We start from the raw sequence: 15,140 nt of genomic DNA, 5'->3' as shown, positions 1-15,140 counted from the left end.
GCCGCGTGCGTCCTGCCGTTGCGTGGCGTCTAGCGCTCCATGGCCTGGCGTCCGGCTTGCACCGCCGCCGCCAGATCATCGAGCAACCGCACCGAGGTCTGCCAGTCGACACAGGCGTCGCTGACCGACTGGCCATAGGTCAGCGGCTTGCCGGGGATGATGTCCTGGCGACCGGCGACGAGGTTGCTCTCGATCATCACGCCCATGATCGCGGAGCGTCCGGTCGCCACCTGGGCGCAGAGATCGGCCACGACGGCGGGCTGGTTCTCATGGTTCTTGCCGCTGTTGGCGTGGCTGGCGTCAACCATGATCCGCGGCGCCAGGCCGGCGGCGGTCAGGGCCTCGGCGGTCGCCGCGACGCTGGCGGCGTCGTAGTTGGGCGCCTTGCCGCCGCGTAGCACGACGTGGGCGTCAGCGTTGCCCGTGGTGGTGGCGATGGCGGCGCGGCCCTCCTTGGTCACGGCCAGGAAATGATGCGGCTGGGCGGCGGCCAGCACCGCATCGACCGCCACCTTGACGTCGCCGTTGGTGCCGTTCTTGAAGCCGACCGGACAGGAGAGGCCCGAGGCCATCTCGCGGTGGATCTGGCTTTCGGTGGTGCGCGCCCCGATCGCGCCCCAGGCCACCAGGTCGGCGATATATTGCGGGGTGGTGACGTCGAGGAACTCGCAGGCCGCCGGCAGGCCCTGGGCGCACACGTCGAGCAGCACCCGCCGGGCCAGCCTCAGGCCTTCATTGATCCGGAACCCGCCGTCCAGGTCGGGATCATTGATCAGCCCCTTCCAGCCGACCGTGGTGCGCGGCTTCTCGAAATAGACCCGCATGATCACTTCCAGCTCGCCGGCGTGGCGTTCGCGCTCGACGGCCAGGCGGCGCGCATAGTCGATGGCGGCCTTGGGGTCGTGGATCGAGCAGGGGCCGATGACCACCACCAGGCGGTCGTCGCGGCCGTTCAGGATCTCATGCACGGCCTGGCGGGCGTCGCCGACGATCTCGGCGGTCGACGAGGTGGCCGGCGCCTCGCCGATCACCTGGGCGGGCGGACTGAGGGTCTGAAGACGCTGGATGCGTAGGTCATCGGTGGGGACGGGTAGCGAGACGAGACTGGCGGCGGTCGAGGACGGCATGGCGTAACTCCGGGAAATCTGGGCGTCCGGACGGCCATGAAAAAAGCCGCCCGGGGAACCCTGGCGGCTGGTGAAGACATTCGACGGCGCTGAATTCAGGCCGAACGATCCCCTCCCGGCGCCAGAGGCGTCGGATAGCTAAAATACCAAAACAGCTGTTGGCTGGCGGCGAGGATCATGGATGCGAGCTTAGAGCCAAGTTTGCCGCGTGTCACGCCCACACTGGTCGGGTGACACAATGGCGGCGGCGCCCAAGTCTTTGGGTGAGCAGGACGGAGAAGAGGGCTATTCGATCCTTTGGCTTGGCCGGGGAAGACCTTCGGGGCTGCCGCCGCGCCCTACCCCACCTGTGTCACCGCCACGCTCTGCGCCATCATCGTCGCCGATCCGAAGATCGTCAGGAACGCCACGTCGGCCGCGTCGCGGCCGTAGGCGATGCGGACCAGGCCGTCGACCGGGGCCAGGTGGGTGGGGTCGAGCAGGCGCCAGCGGCCGCCGACGAACACCTCGACCACGGCGTGGAAGTCGGGCCGTTGCAGGCCCGGGGCGTAGACGCTGGCCACCCGGGCCGGGATGTCGCTCGCCCGGCACAGAGTGATGGCCAGGTGGGCGAAGTCGCGGCAGACGCCGGCCCGCTGGACATAGGTCTCCAGCGCCGTGGTCCGCCCGTCGCTGCACGGGCGGTATTCCAGGTGGTCGGCGATCCAGGCGGCGACGGCGGCCACCCGGTCGCCGCCGCGCGAGGTTCCGAACTTCTGCTTGGCGATGGTCTCGAAGGTGTCGGACGGGCAGTAACGGCTGCCGCGCAGATAGGGCAGGGTCTCGACCGGCAGGTCGGCGATGGCGTGCTGGGCCGCGCCGGCCAGGTCCATGTCGCGGGCGGCGATCTCGACCGTGGCGTGGTAGGCGATCTCCACCCGGCCCTGGCAGGTGAAGGCCACGCGGCGCTCGCCGGTGGCCGGGTCGTCGCGGCGGGTGAAGGCCACGGGCGGGGTGAAGCTCAGCCGCTCCTCGACCACCGTCTGGTCGTCGGCGACCGCGACCTCGATCTGCAGCAGCGACTCCACGCGCCGGGGGAAATCGTAGTCGAGCCGCGCTTCGATCTGTACGCGCATGGCTGTTCCCTGGTGAGCCGTCAAAGCGGCCCGCCGGGGCGAAGGTTCACCGAGGCGTCAGTGCTTCTCCACCCTGCTGTGGATGAAGTCCATCGCGGCGTTCTAGAGCGTGATTTCTCGCCTCTGAATCGCCGCCCCCTTCCTCCACTTCCCCGGCGAAGGCCGGGGCCCAGGTGAAGCCCACGAGCCGCTCCTGATGAATCTGGGTCCCGGCCTTCGCCGGGAAAACGGCGGTGGGGTTAGCGCGCTTCAACGAGAAGAAAACACATCCTAACCGCCGTATTCCACCACGTAGCGCACGGTCTTGCGGCCACCGGATGGCAGCGCGAAGCGCCAGGCCAGGGCGCCCTCTCGGACGTCGTGCCGGCCGGGTTCGGAAACCAGCTTGAAGCTGTCCAGGTCGGACGGCAGGCGCAGCTCGACGGTGATCGGCGCGGTCTTGGCGTTGGTCAGGTCGACCTCGTAGGTGCGGCGGGTCCTGCCCTTGCGGCGGTCCTGCTCGGAGACCAGGCGCGGCCGGACCTGGACGTCCATCGCCTCGCCGATCGCCAAGTCGAAGGGCTGACCGACGGCGACATCGCGCATGGCCTGCTCGCCGGCGAAGGCCGGCCGACCGCCGGCCGTCTCCATCACCGCCAGGGCGCCGGACGGCAGCGGCTTGCCCAAGCCGTCGCCGGGCTTGTTCTCCAGGCGCAACGTCACCTGGGCGGCTTCCAGGCCATCGAGGGGGCCATAGTCGGCCGAGGCGTCGAGCGTGAACACGTAGAGCCGCTGGAAGGACACGGCCTTCTGGTCGAGGAAGGCCACCTGCTTGGTCTGGCGCGCCCCCACCGTGACCGGCTCGGGCAGGGTGTAGAGCTTGTAGTCGCCCAGGTCCGACTGCTCGGCCAGCTTGGACCGGCGCTGGGCGGTAACCGAGATCTCCTCGACGAAGCCGTCGGCCATCGCGCCGGCCCTGGCCATCATGGGCGCGGGCGGCGGAGGCGGGGCTGGCGGAGGGGGCGATGACCGGCCATGGGTGGTGGTGTCCATCGGCCAGCATTGGCGCGAGATCGCCTTGGCCTCGCCGTGGTTGGCCTCGACCGCCTCGCGCGCCAGCTTGCCGGCCACGGCCTGGGTCGGGGCGTCGGCGAAGCTGGTTCCACCGCTGTTGACCAGGGTCAGCCAGCCGGTCAGGTCCAGGGTGCGGCCGTCCAGATTGATCCGCGCCACATAGTCGGCCTGCCAGTTCACGCCGATCGCCAGGTAGGACAGGGTCAGGGTGGCCTGCGTCGGCGCCGGCACGTCGATCAGGGTCGACAAGGCCGGCTTGTCGGAGAGGCCGGCCGGCACGCTATCGAAGACCAGTCGCTCGACGCCGCCCGAGCAGCCCAGGGCCTCGACGCCGGTCGCGGTCTGCAGCACCACGCCGTCCGGCCCCTGGCGAAGAACGGCCTCTTCCTGGCTCTGGCGGCCGGTCTTGCGGTTGGTGCGGACGATCCTCACCGACTGGTCCAGCGAGCGTTCCAGCAGGGTGCCGGGGCTGAGCAGGGCGTAGTCGTAATTGCGCTCGACCGCCTCGCCCGGCAGGCCTTCGACCGCCGCGCTCGCGGCGATCAGCCCGTCGGCGACCCCGTCAAAGCGCAGGGTGTGGCGGCCGGCCGGCAGGAAGACCGCCCGGGTCTCGGTGACCAGGATCAGACCCTTGGCCATCGCCTCTTCGCGCTCCCAGTCGTTCAGCGCCTGGAACGGGCCGGAGTCGCCGCGATAGAGGGTGACGGCCACCTTGTCGGGGGCCGGCGAGGCGATGGTGTCGGCAAGGACGGGAGGCGCGAGGAGCAGAGCGGCGGCGAGCGCTAGGAAGGTCCTCCCCCTTTGGGGGAGGTGTCGTCCCGGACTTGATCCGGGACGACGGAGGGGGGAGTGGGCGGGCGTCGAAAGACTCCCCCCACCGGTCGCTTCGCGACCGCCTCCCCCACAGGGGGAGGACCTCGGGTCTCGGATGATCACCACCCCGTCTCGACCGTGAAGGTCAGCGTCGTCTCGCCGTTAGCAGGCACCGGCACGCTCCAGCCCAGGGTGCGGGCGTCGATGCGGCGGCTGGCCAGGCTCTCGGCCTTGACCGCGCCGTCGCGCCACAGGCCGCCCTGGCGCAGCTCCACCGTCACCGGCTGGGGCCGGGCGTTGCGGACCAGGTACTTCATCTCGTAGCGCGAGCGGGTCTTGGAGACCTTGGTGTCGCTGACCAGGGTGGCCTGGCTGGTGACGTCGAAGGCGTCGCCGGTCCTGATCGACAGCTCCGAACCGGCCGGGGTGTGGCCCACGGCGTTCTCGCCGATGAACTTCGGGTCGCCGGCCTTGTCGCGCATGTAGACCCGCATGACGCCGGCCGGCAGCTGGTCGCCCAGACCGGCCAGCTTGGCGTTGCTGAACTGGATGGCCACGGTGGCCGCCTTCGGCTCGGCCTGGCTGGCGAACCAGCCCTCGCGGATCTCGTAGACCTTCCTGGCCGCCACGCCCTGGGCGCTGAGGAAGCCGACCTGCTTGTTCTGGTTGGCGGCGATCGTGGTGCGATGGGGCAGGGGGTAGAGGTAGTAGTCGGCGATCCGCTCGCGATCGCTGCTCTCGGTTCCGGCCTGCTGCATGGCGCGGTTGGGCTGCTGGTAGCCGCCGTTGGCCAGGGTGTTGACCCGTCCGGCCACCAGCTGGGTCTCGGCGTCGACGAAGGCCGTGCCCGACTGGTTGCCCAGGGTGATCCAGCCCTGCAGGTCCAGCGCCCCCTTGGCCTCGTCGAACATCGCCACGTAATCGGCCTTCCACGACAGGCCGGTGGTCAGGTAGCTCAGCGTCGCCGGGGCGGGGCCGGCCTTGTCGGCCTCGACGGTCACCGACAGGGTCGGGCGGGCGCGCAGGGTCTCGGGCACCTTGTCGAAGATCACCCGGGTGGGCACGCCGTCGTCGCGCAGCACCTCGATGCGGTCGCCGATCTTCAGCACCACGCCCTCGTTGGCGGCCAGGACGGTGGCGGTCTCGGTGGTTTCCTTGCCGTCGCCGGGATTGGTGCGGACGATCTTCACCTGCTGGCCGACCGCCTTCTCCATCAGCTTGTCGGGGGTCAGCAGGTCGTAGTCGAAGTTCTGCTCGACCACCGACAGGCCCGGCGCCGACAGGCTGACGGTCTCGGGGCGGATGGCGGCCGAGACATCCTTGAACTCCAGCTTCTGGCGACCGGCGGCGAGGTTGATGTCGCGCTGGTCCTGCACCAGGGCCAGGTTGTCGTTGTAGATGGTTACCGACAGCCGTGGGGCGGTCTGGGCCCAAACCTGACCTTGGGGGGCCGCGCCAGCGACGACAAGGGCGGCCGTGGCCAGCAACGCGTGACGGAACATGAAGAGCGCCTCCCGAGGTTGCGCTCAAGGTTTCATGCGTTCAGCCGGAAGTCGAGTGGGCGTCAGTAGGGTTCGTGCTGTTCGATGGAGAGGCCATTTCTCCAGCGCACCTGATAGACGCCGTTCTGGGCGGCGACGACGTGCGAATCCGGGGTCGGGACGCCTCGCCCGACGACGAAGAGGTCGGTTTCGCGGCCGCAGACAGGCGCCCGTCCACGGTTGCCGGCCGCCACCTTTACCGTGCCGCAGAGCCGGCCGTCGTCCGTCGTGGCGTGGATGACGACGCTGTTGCGGGTGCGGTTGTCCACCAGCACATAGCCGCCGTTCGTGCGCATGGCGGCGATCCGGCCGGGCGTGGCGGTGATCGTGACGACCGCCACGGCGACGACCGCCGTCCCGACCAGCACGCTCCAGATCGTGAGAGACTCCAGGTTCGGCGGCGCGGGGTTCGGGCGCTCGTCGCTCATGACGAGCAGGCGTCCAGCGCCCAGCGCGGCGGACCGTCCCAGCGGCCCAGCGCGTAGCAGTTTCTCGCCTGGAGCCATCCGGCGGCGATCGTCGGGTCGTTGTCGACGATCCTGACCCGGGCGATCTTCAGGCAAAGCGTGGTCGACACCTTGCCCCTGGCCGGAACGACCAGCGTCGCGGCGCCGCAATCCGGGCTGGCGTAGTACAGCGAAAGCGTCAGGGGCTGGTCGGTCGGATTGCGGATCTCGACCCGGCGCGCCATCGGAAGCCAGGACGGAAAGGGGGCCGGCACGATGGCCGGAGCCATGGCCTGATAGCCCCGGGGGGTGGGGAGGATCGCCTCCCGCTCGGCCTTGGGCAGTTTCCGCGCAGCCAGCATGGCGTTCTGAAGGCTCATCAACTCTTCGAACGTCTTTGGCTCCGGTTGCATCTCGACGTGTTCCGGGGTCGCGCCGGGAGAGTGGAACGGCGCGCAGCCGGCCAGGACGCCCAGGGCCAGCAGGCCGGTCGGAGCGATCCGGCGGGTCACGGCTGGGGCTCCCGCGGCTCCGGATCCCTTGGCCTGGTTTCCTTGGCCCCGGCCTTGCCGAGCAGATAGCCGATGATGGTGCCGAACAGCCCGAAGGCGGGCGCCACCTGCTGGCTGCTGTAGCCCGAGACGAGAAGGGCGACCGACGCCACCACGACCAGGGTGATGGCGCAGTTGCGGGCGATCTCGTCGGCGGTGATGTTCGGGATCCGGCGCATGGCCGCCAGTTGCAGCAGGATCACCACCAGGCCGAACGCCATGAACAGGGCGGTCAGGTAGAAGGAGTAGGTGTCGAGCGGGTTGTAGGGCGCCGGTTCGTCGGTCGGCGCGGCCTGCTCGGTCGGCGGTTGCTCGGAAGATGGCCCCTGTCCGGACGACGGGGCCGGCGACGGCGGGCGCTCCGACGACGGGCCTGGCGTCGCCGTCGGGGCCGGGACGGTCGCCGGCGGCCGCGATGGCGCGCGGTGCGTCGGGGATGGCGGCGCTCCAGCGGCGGGCGCCATCTGCGCGTGGCTCGAAACAGCGGAAAACGCCAACGCGACGCACAGCAGCGCCGGAACCAGACGTGCCCATGGACCGCCCATGCGAACCCTCCCCCCTGGAGATACGCGCTAAGGAAAAGGGGAGATTACGCCTTGCCCATAGGTTGTCCAGTCACGCGCGGCGCGTGTGGGATCAGTTTCCCCACACCTGCTTCAGCCGCAGGTCGCGGCCGCAGCCCATGCGGTAGGCGTGGTACTCGATCGAATGGTTCTTGGCGTAGTCGCGGTGATAGGCCTCGGCCGGCCAGAAGGTCTTCAGGTCCAGGATCTGGGCCCTCATCATGCCGGTTTTCAGCCGCTTGGCGGCCTCGGCGCGGGACTTCTCGGCGACCGGCCGTTGGGCGGGGGTGACGAACACGGCCGGGCGGTAGGATGGGCCGCGGTCGCAGAACTGCCCGCCGTCGTCGGTGGGGTCGACCAGCTTCCAATATTTGTAGAGCAGGAAGCCGTAGTCGAGCTTGCCAGGGTCATAGGTGACGCGCACCGCCTCGTAGTGGCCGCTGGTCTCGCTGGTGACGTCGCGATAGCTGGGGCGATCGACGTGGCCGCCGGTGTAGCCGGACTCGACCTTCAGCACGCCGGGGATGCCGCGCATGTCGTTCTCCATGCACCAGAAGCAGCCGCCGGCGAACACGGCGCTCTGGGGCGCCGGCTTGGGCGCGGCCGCGAGCGCGGCGGCGGGCAGGAACAGGACGGCGATCAGGACGAACAGGCGGCGGATCATCGGAGACTCCTAAGGGCGTACCCCTGGATACGGACGGCGTCGGCAAAAGGTTACATCCCTATCGCCAACCGAACCCCACGCTGCGCACCGACGGGGCCGCCGCCAGCCGCGCGGCCAGGAACTGGGCGCGGTCGTCGCCCTGGTCGTCGATCTCCATGCGGATGCTCAGGCCGGCCCCGTCCGGCCGGGCGGTCAGCGAGCGCAGGCGGGTCTGCTGCACGCTGGCCACGCCCAGCACCCGCATCAGGGCGTCGGGCGTGTCGTCGGCGATCACCAGGAACAGCCGCAGTTTCTCGGCCTCTTCCGGTTTGAGCGGTTCGAGGTCTTCGCTCGTGCCGGGGCTCATGGCCGCACCCACTGATGCTCGACGCTGGCCGAGGTGACGCCCGGCCAGGCGGCCAGGTCGCGAGCCAGCAGACGGGCGGCCTGGTCGCTCAGGTGGCGGACGCGCAAGGACCCCTCGACGATCTGGCCGACCGGCTTCATCGACAGGGCGCACAGTTCGGCGCCGCTGTCGGCCAGGCCCTGGCGGACGGCTTCCAGCGCGGACGGCGCGTCCCGGGCGGCCAGCAGCAGTTGGTGGACGGTGACGCCTTCATGGTCGGAATTGAAGGCGGGTGGGGAAGGCAGGTAGCTCATGGTTTCAAGGTCCTTGGATTTTTGAAGGGAGGGACCGATGACCGCACAGCAAAAACCCCGCTCCTTTCGGAAGCGGGGCTTTGCGGATCTTGCGATCTTCGGCGTTGGTGCGGCTAGTCCGCGCGCCTGTGCTGCCCCGTCCGAATACGAACGGTTTTAATCTTGGCCTGCATCATAATGGTGCGCGCGCACGCGATCGCGAGACCGGCGGTGAGGCCGGTGGCGATCAGAACGGTCATGGCCAGATGCGGAAGCATTTGGGCGGGGTGACTCCGTGTGCGGCTCTAGAGGTAGCGTGGGCGTGGGCGTTGCGCAAGGCTTTGCCGTGTGGCGCGGCGAATGGTCCGGCCTGGGCAAGGAATGTGCGGGGGCGCCGCTTCAAAGGTCCCCTCCCTGTGGGAGGGGTGTCGCCGAAGGCGACGGGGAGGGGAGCTTGCAGTCCGCAGGCTCCCCCCACCGATCGCCATGCGATCGCCTTCCCCACGGGGGGAGGACCTGTTCCTACCCCCGCAGCTTCCCGCCAACCTTCTCGACCGCCGCGACGATCTTGGCCGACAGGGCCTCGATCTCGGCTTCGGTCAGGGTCTTGTCGCGCGGCTGCACCATCACCTCCAGGGCGATCGACTTGGAGCCGTCCGGCACGCCGGGGCCCTCATAGACGTCGAACACCCGGGCGGCGGTGATCAGCGCCTTGTCGGCGCCGGCCGCGGCCTTGACCAGGTCGCCGGCGGGCTTCGCCTTGTCGGTCACGAAGGCGAAGTCGCGGGTCAGGGGCATCAGCGGCGAGGGCGTGAAGGCCGGCTTGGTCTTGACCGCCTTCTTCTTCGGCTCGGGGATCGCCTCCAGGACGATTTCGAAGCCGTAGACCGGGCCGGCCACGTCGAGGGCCTTGAGCACCATCGGATGCAGTTCGCCGAACTCGGCCAGCACCGCCTTGGGGCCCAGCTGCAGGCGCGCCGAGCGGCCCGGGTGCCACCACGACGAGGTCGAGCCCTGGGCGGTCTGCAGCGAAGCCACCGGCGCGCCCAGCTCCTCGAGCAGGGCGATCAGGTCGGCCTTCACCGAGAACAGGTCCTGGGCCGGCGCCTTGTCCCAGCCGCGCGGCGCGTGCGGGGCCAGGATGGCGGCGATGGTGGTCTTCTGGTCCTGCGGGCGATCGCCGTGGAACACCGGGCCGATCTCGAACAGGGCGACGTCCGGGAAGCCCTGGCGGGCGTTGCGGCCGGCCGCCTCGATCAGGTTGGGCAGGATCGACGGGCGCATGCAGTCCAGGTCCGAGGCGATCGGATTGGCCAGGACCAGCTCGGCCGCGCCGCCGCCGAACAGCACGGCCGTGCTGGTGCTGGTGAAGCTCCAGCTGACCACCTCGTTGTAGCCGGCCGCCGCCAGGGCGCGACGGGCGACGCGGGCCCGGGCCTGGCGCGGGGTCAGGACGCCGCCCACGGCGCGGGCGACCTCCGGCAGCGGCGTGGAGGGCAGGGCGGCGTAGCCGGCGATGCGGGCGACCTCTTCCACCAGGTCGGCCTTGCCATCGACGTCGCGGCGGAAGGTCGGCGGGGTGACGCTGACCACGCTCTCGACATGGGTGGCGAACTCGGCGGCCGCCAAGCCTTCGGGCGGCGCGATGGCGAAACCCAGGTCGGTCAGGATCTTCAGCGAGCGTTCCGGGGCGATGTCCAGGCCGGACAGCGCTTGCACATAGGCCGGGTCGAACAGGATCGGACCGGGCGCGGCCGGGGCCTCGCCGGCCACGACGACGTCCGACGGCTCGCCGCCGCACAGTTCCAGGATCAGCCTGGTCGCCAGCTCCAGGCCGGGAACCAGCGAGCCGGTGTCGACCGTGCGGGCGAAGCGGTACTGGGCGTCGCTGTTGATGCCGGTCACGCGGCCGGTCTGGGCGGTGCGGATCGGGTCGAACCAGGCGCTTTCCAGGAAGACGTCGGTGGTGGCTTCGGAGCAGCCGGTGCTTTCGCCGCCCATCACCCCGCCCAGGCCGATCGGGCGGTTGCCGCCGGCGTCGGAGATCACGCTCATCTCGGGCGTGATGTCGTAGGTCTTGCCGTCCAGGGCGATCAACTGCTCGTCGTGGTGTTCGGCGTGCGAAGGCTGATCGCCGGGCGTGACCTCGGCCTTGCCGTGTCCCAGACGGGCCTCGATCACGTCGCCGACCAGCTTGGCGGCGTCATAGACGTGCAGCGGCCGGGCCCGGTCGTAGGTGATCAGGTTGGTGATATCGACCAGGGTGTTGATCGGGCGCAGGCCGATGGCCTTCAGGCGGTCGGCCAGCCATTTCGGCGACTGGCCGTTCTTGACGCCCTTGATCAAGCGGCCGGAGAACACCGGGCAGGCGTCGCCGTCGACCTTGACGCTGATCGGGCAGGGGAACGTCCCCGGCACGGGGGCGATCGACAGGTCCTTCAGCGTCCCGACCCCGGCCGCGGCCAGGTCGCGGGCGATGCCGGCCACGCCCAGCCAGTCGGGACGGTTGGGGGTGACCTCGAAGTCGATGACGGCTTCCAGGCCCAGGGCCTGCGACGCCGGGGTCCCGACGGCCAGGTCGTCCGACAGCTCCAGGATGCCCTCGGAGCCGTCGTCGGCCTCCAGCTCGGAGCCCGAGCACAGCATGCCGTTGGAGACCACGCCGCGCACCGGCTTCTCGACCAGGGTGACGCCCAGGCCCGGTACATAGGCGCCGATCGGGGCGTAGACGGTGGTCAGGCCCGCGCGGGCGTTGGGCGCGCCGCAGACGATCTCCTTGCGGCCGTCGACGGTGTCGACCTGGCAGACCCGCAGGCGGTCGGCGTTGGGGTGCGGCTCGGCCGAGACGACCTTGGCGACCGTGAAGGCGGCAAGCTTGGTCGCCGGATCGGTGACGTGCTCGACCTCGAGGCCGGCCATGGTCATGGCGGCGACGACTTGCGTGGCGGACGCCTCGGTCTCGAGGTGGTCCTTGAGCCAGGAGAGGGTGAATTTCATGGGTCAGTCTACGATGAAAAGCTTGGCGCCGACCAAGGTCGACGAGCGGTGGGCGGGGTCGCCGAAGTCGGAGACGTGATAGCTCATGCCGGCGGTCAGGGTGGTCGTGCGACCGTCCTTCAGTTCGCTGGTCAGTTCGCCCTCGAGCACGAAGATCACGTGGCCGCGGTCGCACCAGTGGTCGGCCAGGTAGCCGGGCGAATAGTCGACCTGGCGCAGGCGCATGTCGCCGACATTCAGCGTGCGCCACACGGCCTCGCCCCGCTCGCCCGGATGGACGGTGGGCTCGACTCGCGACCAGTCGACGGCCGTGAACGGACTGGCGGGAAGCTGCATCAGCTCAAGCCGCTCGCCGCGTTCGGCGCCGCGAAGGCGCTGAACCCGTAGTGGGCCAGCCAGCGGCCGTCCGACGCGAACATGTCGCGCAGGTCGGGCATGCCGTATTTCAGCATCCCCAGCCGGTCGACGCCCATGCCGAAGGCGAAGCCCTGGTACTCGTCCGGGTCGATGCCGCAGGCCCGCAGGACGTTGGGATGCACCATGCCGCAGCCCAGGATCTCCAGCCAGCTCGTGCCCTGGCCGATCTTGATCTCGCCGCCGGAACGGTCGCACTGCACGTCCGTCTCGGCCGAGGGCTCGGTGAACGGGAAGTGGTGCGGCCGGAACTGGGTGGTCACCGTGTCGGATTCGAAGAACCGCGCCAGGAAGGTCTCCAGGGTCCATTTCAGGTGGCCCATGTGGATGCCCTTGTCGATCACCAGGCCCTCGACCTGGTGGAACATCGGCGTGTGGGTGGCGTCGCTGTCCATGCGGTAGGTGCGGCCGGGGGCGATGATGCGGATCGGCGGCTTCTGCGACAGCATGGTCCGCACCTGCACCGGGCTGGTGTGGGTGCGCAGCAGCATGCGCTCGCCGTCTTCTTTGGTGTTGAAGAAGAAGGTGTCGTGCATCTCCCGCGCCGGGTGCTTAGGCGGGAAGTTCAGGGCCGTGAAGTTGTGGAAGTCGTCCTCGATGTCAGGACCTTCGGCCACCGCGAAGCCCATCTCGGCGAAGATGGCGACCATCTCGTCCATGGTCTGCATGGTCGGGTGGACGCTGCCCTTGCGGCGGTAGGGAGCCGGCAGGGTGAGGTCCAGGGTCTCGCTGGCCAGGCGCGCGTCGAGGGCGGCGGCTTCCAGCGCGGCCTTCTTGTCGTTCAGCGCCGTCTGCGCGCGGTCGCGCAGCACGTTGATCGCCGCGCCGCGTTCCTTGCGCTCGTCGGGGCTCATGGCCCCCAGGGTCTTGAGCAGGCCCGAGATCGAGCCGGTCTTGCCCAGGGCGGCGACGCGCACGGCGTCGAGGGCGGCGAGATCGCCGGCGGCGGCGACTTGCGCCAGCACGTCGGCTTCGAGAGTGGTGAGATCGGTCATGACGGGGTTCCGTCTAGGCGGTTTCGGGGATCGTTGGAACTAGTGACCGCGGTGATTTCCCTCCCCCTGGAGGGGGGAAGGGCGTTTCGCTGAGAACCGCGCAGCAAAAAGCCCTCCGGCTCGCACCGGAGGGCTTTTCTAGATCGCAATCGGGACGGACCCGAAAAAGACCTTAGGCGGCCAGGGCGGTGCGGACCTTGTCAGCAATGGCCTTGAACGCGGCGGGGTCTTGACCCGCGATATCCGAGAGGACCTTGCGGTCGATCACGATACCCGCCACGTCCAGGCCGTGGATAAACTGCGAGTAGGTGAAGCCCTCGATGCGGGCGCCGGCGTTGATGCGTTGGATCCACAGCGAGCGGAAGGCGCGCTTGCGCACCTTGCGATCGCGGTACGCGTATTGGCCGGCCTTGTCGACGGCGGCCTTGGCGGTGCGGATGGTGTTCTTGCGGCGGCCGTAGAAGCCTTTCGCCTGCTCAAGAACCTTCTTGTGCTTGGCGTGGGCGGTAACGCCCCGTTTGACGCGAGCCATGTGTCAGCGCTCCTCTTAAAGGCCGTAGGGCATGTACGAACGAATGGTCTTGGCGTCGGATTGACTCATGACCTTCGTGCCGCGGTTTTGGCGGATGTACTTGCCGTTGTGGCCGATCAGACGGTGACGCTTGCCGGCGACGCCGGCTTTCAGCAGGCCCGTGGCCGTGATCTTGAAGCGCTTCTTGGCGCCCGACTTGGTCTTCAACTTAGGCATTTCGCGTCGGAGCGTTTAACCGCCCCGTCCTCTAGAAGCATGACGAACCGCCATGGCATGCCATTAGCCAGGCGGTTCCGGAAAGGCGGGGTTAGTACGGGAAAGACTCGCCAAACGCAAGGGCGCTTAAGCGGCCGCCTTGGCGCGGTGCTCGATCGTCAGGGCGAAGGCGATGGCCGGGATCATCAGCAGCGCGCCGAACCAGTAGGGTCCGCCGATCGCCAGGCCGAACAGCGGCCCGGCCAGCATCGGGCCGGCCATGCGGGCCAGCGAGCCGGCGGCCATGTTCAAGCCCAGCATCTCGCCCTGCTTGTCGGGCGGGGTGGCGCGCGAGATCAGGGCGGCGATGCAGGGGAAGACCAGCGACTGGCCGAACGCGGTGAAGCCCACGACCACCGGCACGAAGGCGGCGGTCGGGACGAACGGCGTCACCGCCAGGCTCAGGGCGATGATCCCCAGGCCGGCGGTCAGCACCTTGGCCTCGCCGAACCGCCGCGCCAGCCGGCCGGTGACCAGGCCCTGGCCGACCGAGGCGATGACGCCGATCACCGCGAAGCACAGCCCGACCTGGCGCGGACCCCAGTCGAACCGGGCCTGGGTCCACAGGCCGAAGACCGCCTCCATGCCGGCGAAGGCGGCGGTCGAGATCAGGGTGACCAGCAGCACGCGCGACAGCACAGGATGGGCGCGCGCGGTCCGCAGGGCCTCGCGGCGGTGCGGCCGGGGCGCGTCCTTGGCGCTGGGGGCGCGGCTCTCGACCACGAACAGGAACACCCCCAGCGCGGCGATCGCCGCCAGGACGGCGGCGGTCAGCAGCGGGATCTGGAAGGCCAGGCGGCCGCTCTCGGAATGGCCGAAAACCTTGGCCAGGCTCGGCAGCAGGCCGCCCAGGGTGGGGCCGACCACGAAACCCATGCCGAAGGCCGCGCCCAGCAGGCCCATGCGCCCGGCCCGCTTCTCCGGCGGGGTGACGTCGGCCATGTAGCCCTGGATGGTCGAGATGTTGCCGGTGGCGCAGCCGCTGACCAGGCGGATGGCGAACGCCCAGCCGATGCTGGGGGCGAAGGCCAGGGCGACGTAGCAGAGGGTGTTGGCCAGGATGGTGACGATCAGCACCGGCCGCCGGCCGATGCGGTCGGAAAGCCGTCCCCAGAACGGCTCGGCGACGAACTGGCCCAGCGAATAGGCCGAGAACAGCGCCGTCACCTGCCACGGGCTGGCGCTCAGCGACTTGGCGTAGAAGGGCAGCAGCGGGATGACCAGCCCAAAGCCCACCAGGTTGATGAACACCACCAGGAGCAGGACATAGAGCGCGCGCGGGCTGGCGTCCGGACTCTTCGAGGACGAGGGGGCGGCTGTCGTGGAAAGCGTGGTCATCAGGCCGGGCGGTTTACGCCGGATCGTGCGATCTGGCGACCCGTATCTGAAATTTCAGCGTGTGGGGCTGGGGACACACACTCGCGGCGAGGCCGTGGGTCATGAGGCGCGGGCCTGC

18 protein-coding genes are annotated in these 15,140 nt (G+C 69.5%); all 18 read right to left on the bottom strand.

All coding sequences use genetic code 11. From position 1 onward, the window contains the following. Positions 1–29: 29 nt before the first annotated feature. Positions 30–1,127, bottom strand: a complete 1,098-nt coding sequence (locus tag ASD79_RS14445; RefSeq protein WP_056722810.1) for a 3-deoxy-7-phosphoheptulonate synthase — start codon at positions 1,125–1,127, stop codon at positions 30–32. 95 nt (positions 1,128–1,222) lie between these two features. Continuing rightward, positions 1,223–1,306: a hypothetical protein gene (locus ASD79_RS23940; protein WP_145688053.1), complete on the bottom strand. Its 84-nt coding sequence runs from the start codon at positions 1,304–1,306 to the stop codon at positions 1,223–1,225. Between the two features lie 159 nt (positions 1,307–1,465). Continuing rightward, positions 1,466–2,242 (bottom strand): transglutaminase family protein, encoded by a 777-nt coding sequence (locus tag ASD79_RS14440; RefSeq protein ID WP_056722809.1) that lies wholly within the window; start codon positions 2,240–2,242, stop codon positions 1,466–1,468. A 270-nt stretch (positions 2,243–2,512) separates the two neighbouring features. Beyond that, a complete protein-coding gene (locus ASD79_RS14435) occupies positions 2,513–4,006 on the bottom strand; it encodes a DUF4139 domain-containing protein (protein WP_235524452.1) in 1,494 nt (497 codons plus the stop codon). 221 nt (positions 4,007–4,227) lie between these two features. Beyond that, entirely contained in the window at positions 4,228–5,610 is a 1,383-nt protein-coding gene (locus ASD79_RS14430; RefSeq protein WP_056722807.1) for a DUF4139 domain-containing protein, read from the bottom strand. A 62-nt stretch (positions 5,611–5,672) separates the two neighbouring features. Continuing rightward, positions 5,673–6,077, bottom strand: coding sequence for a hypothetical protein (locus tag ASD79_RS14425; RefSeq protein ID WP_056722804.1), 405 nt, complete (start codon positions 6,075–6,077; stop codon positions 5,673–5,675). Next, positions 6,074–6,607, bottom strand: coding sequence for a hypothetical protein (locus tag ASD79_RS14420; RefSeq protein ID WP_056722802.1), 534 nt, complete (start codon positions 6,605–6,607; stop codon positions 6,074–6,076). Before ASD79_RS14420 ends, ASD79_RS14425 begins: the two co-directional genes overlap by 4 nt. Further along, positions 6,604–7,110, bottom strand: coding sequence for a hypothetical protein (locus ASD79_RS14415; RefSeq protein WP_056722800.1), 507 nt, complete (start codon positions 7,108–7,110; stop codon positions 6,604–6,606). Before ASD79_RS14415 ends, ASD79_RS14420 begins: the two co-directional genes overlap by 4 nt. Positions 7,111–7,282: 172 nt before the next feature. Continuing rightward, positions 7,283–7,870: a peptide-methionine (S)-S-oxide reductase MsrA gene (gene msrA / locus ASD79_RS14410; RefSeq protein WP_056723035.1), complete on the bottom strand. Its 588-nt coding sequence runs from the start codon at positions 7,868–7,870 to the stop codon at positions 7,283–7,285. Between the two features lie 61 nt (positions 7,871–7,931). Further along, positions 7,932–8,219: a hypothetical protein gene (locus tag ASD79_RS14405; RefSeq protein ID WP_056722798.1), complete on the bottom strand. Its 288-nt coding sequence runs from the start codon at positions 8,217–8,219 to the stop codon at positions 7,932–7,934. Beyond that, the gene (locus tag ASD79_RS14400; protein WP_007672158.1) at positions 8,216–8,512 is read right to left on the bottom strand and encodes a hypothetical protein; all 297 of its coding nucleotides are present in this window, start codon (positions 8,510–8,512) and stop codon (positions 8,216–8,218) included. The genes ASD79_RS14405 and ASD79_RS14400 overlap by 4 nt, the downstream gene beginning before the upstream one ends. 113 nt (positions 8,513–8,625) lie before the next feature. Further along, on the bottom strand, positions 8,626–8,751 hold the full coding sequence (locus tag ASD79_RS25150) for a hypothetical protein (protein ID WP_235524451.1): 126 nt from the start codon (positions 8,749–8,751) through the stop codon (positions 8,626–8,628). Between the two features lie 262 nt (positions 8,752–9,013). After that, entirely contained in the window at positions 9,014–11,488 is a 2,475-nt protein-coding gene (pheT, locus tag ASD79_RS14395) for a phenylalanine--tRNA ligase subunit beta (RefSeq protein WP_056722796.1), read from the bottom strand. A 3-nt stretch (positions 11,489–11,491) separates the two neighbouring features. Continuing rightward, on the bottom strand, positions 11,492–11,824 hold the full coding sequence (locus ASD79_RS14390; protein ID WP_056722795.1) for a DHCW motif cupin fold protein: 333 nt from the start codon (positions 11,822–11,824) through the stop codon (positions 11,492–11,494). After that, entirely contained in the window at positions 11,824–12,897 is a 1,074-nt protein-coding gene (pheS, locus tag ASD79_RS14385; RefSeq protein ID WP_056722793.1) for a phenylalanine--tRNA ligase subunit alpha, read from the bottom strand. The genes ASD79_RS14390 and pheS overlap by 1 nt, the downstream gene beginning before the upstream one ends. A 172-nt stretch (positions 12,898–13,069) precedes the next feature. Further along, a complete protein-coding gene (gene rplT, locus ASD79_RS14380) occupies positions 13,070–13,429 on the bottom strand; it encodes a 50S ribosomal protein L20 (RefSeq protein WP_007672150.1) in 360 nt (119 codons plus the stop codon). 15 nt (positions 13,430–13,444) lie between these two features. Beyond that, positions 13,445–13,645, bottom strand: a complete 201-nt coding sequence (gene rpmI, locus ASD79_RS14375; protein WP_056722791.1) for a 50S ribosomal protein L35 — start codon at positions 13,643–13,645, stop codon at positions 13,445–13,447. A 126-nt stretch (positions 13,646–13,771) separates the two neighbouring features. Further along, on the bottom strand, positions 13,772–15,022 hold the full coding sequence (locus tag ASD79_RS14370) for an MFS transporter (RefSeq protein WP_056722788.1): 1,251 nt from the start codon (positions 15,020–15,022) through the stop codon (positions 13,772–13,774). Positions 15,023–15,140: the final 118 nt, after the last annotated feature.

This window comes from Caulobacter sp. Root655, from assembly GCF_001427665.1.
Taxonomy (GTDB): Bacteria; Pseudomonadota; Alphaproteobacteria; order Caulobacterales; family Caulobacteraceae; genus Caulobacter.
The sequence above is the reverse complement of the archived record's forward strand: the minus strand, read 5'-3'. Positions and strand labels throughout refer to the sequence as shown.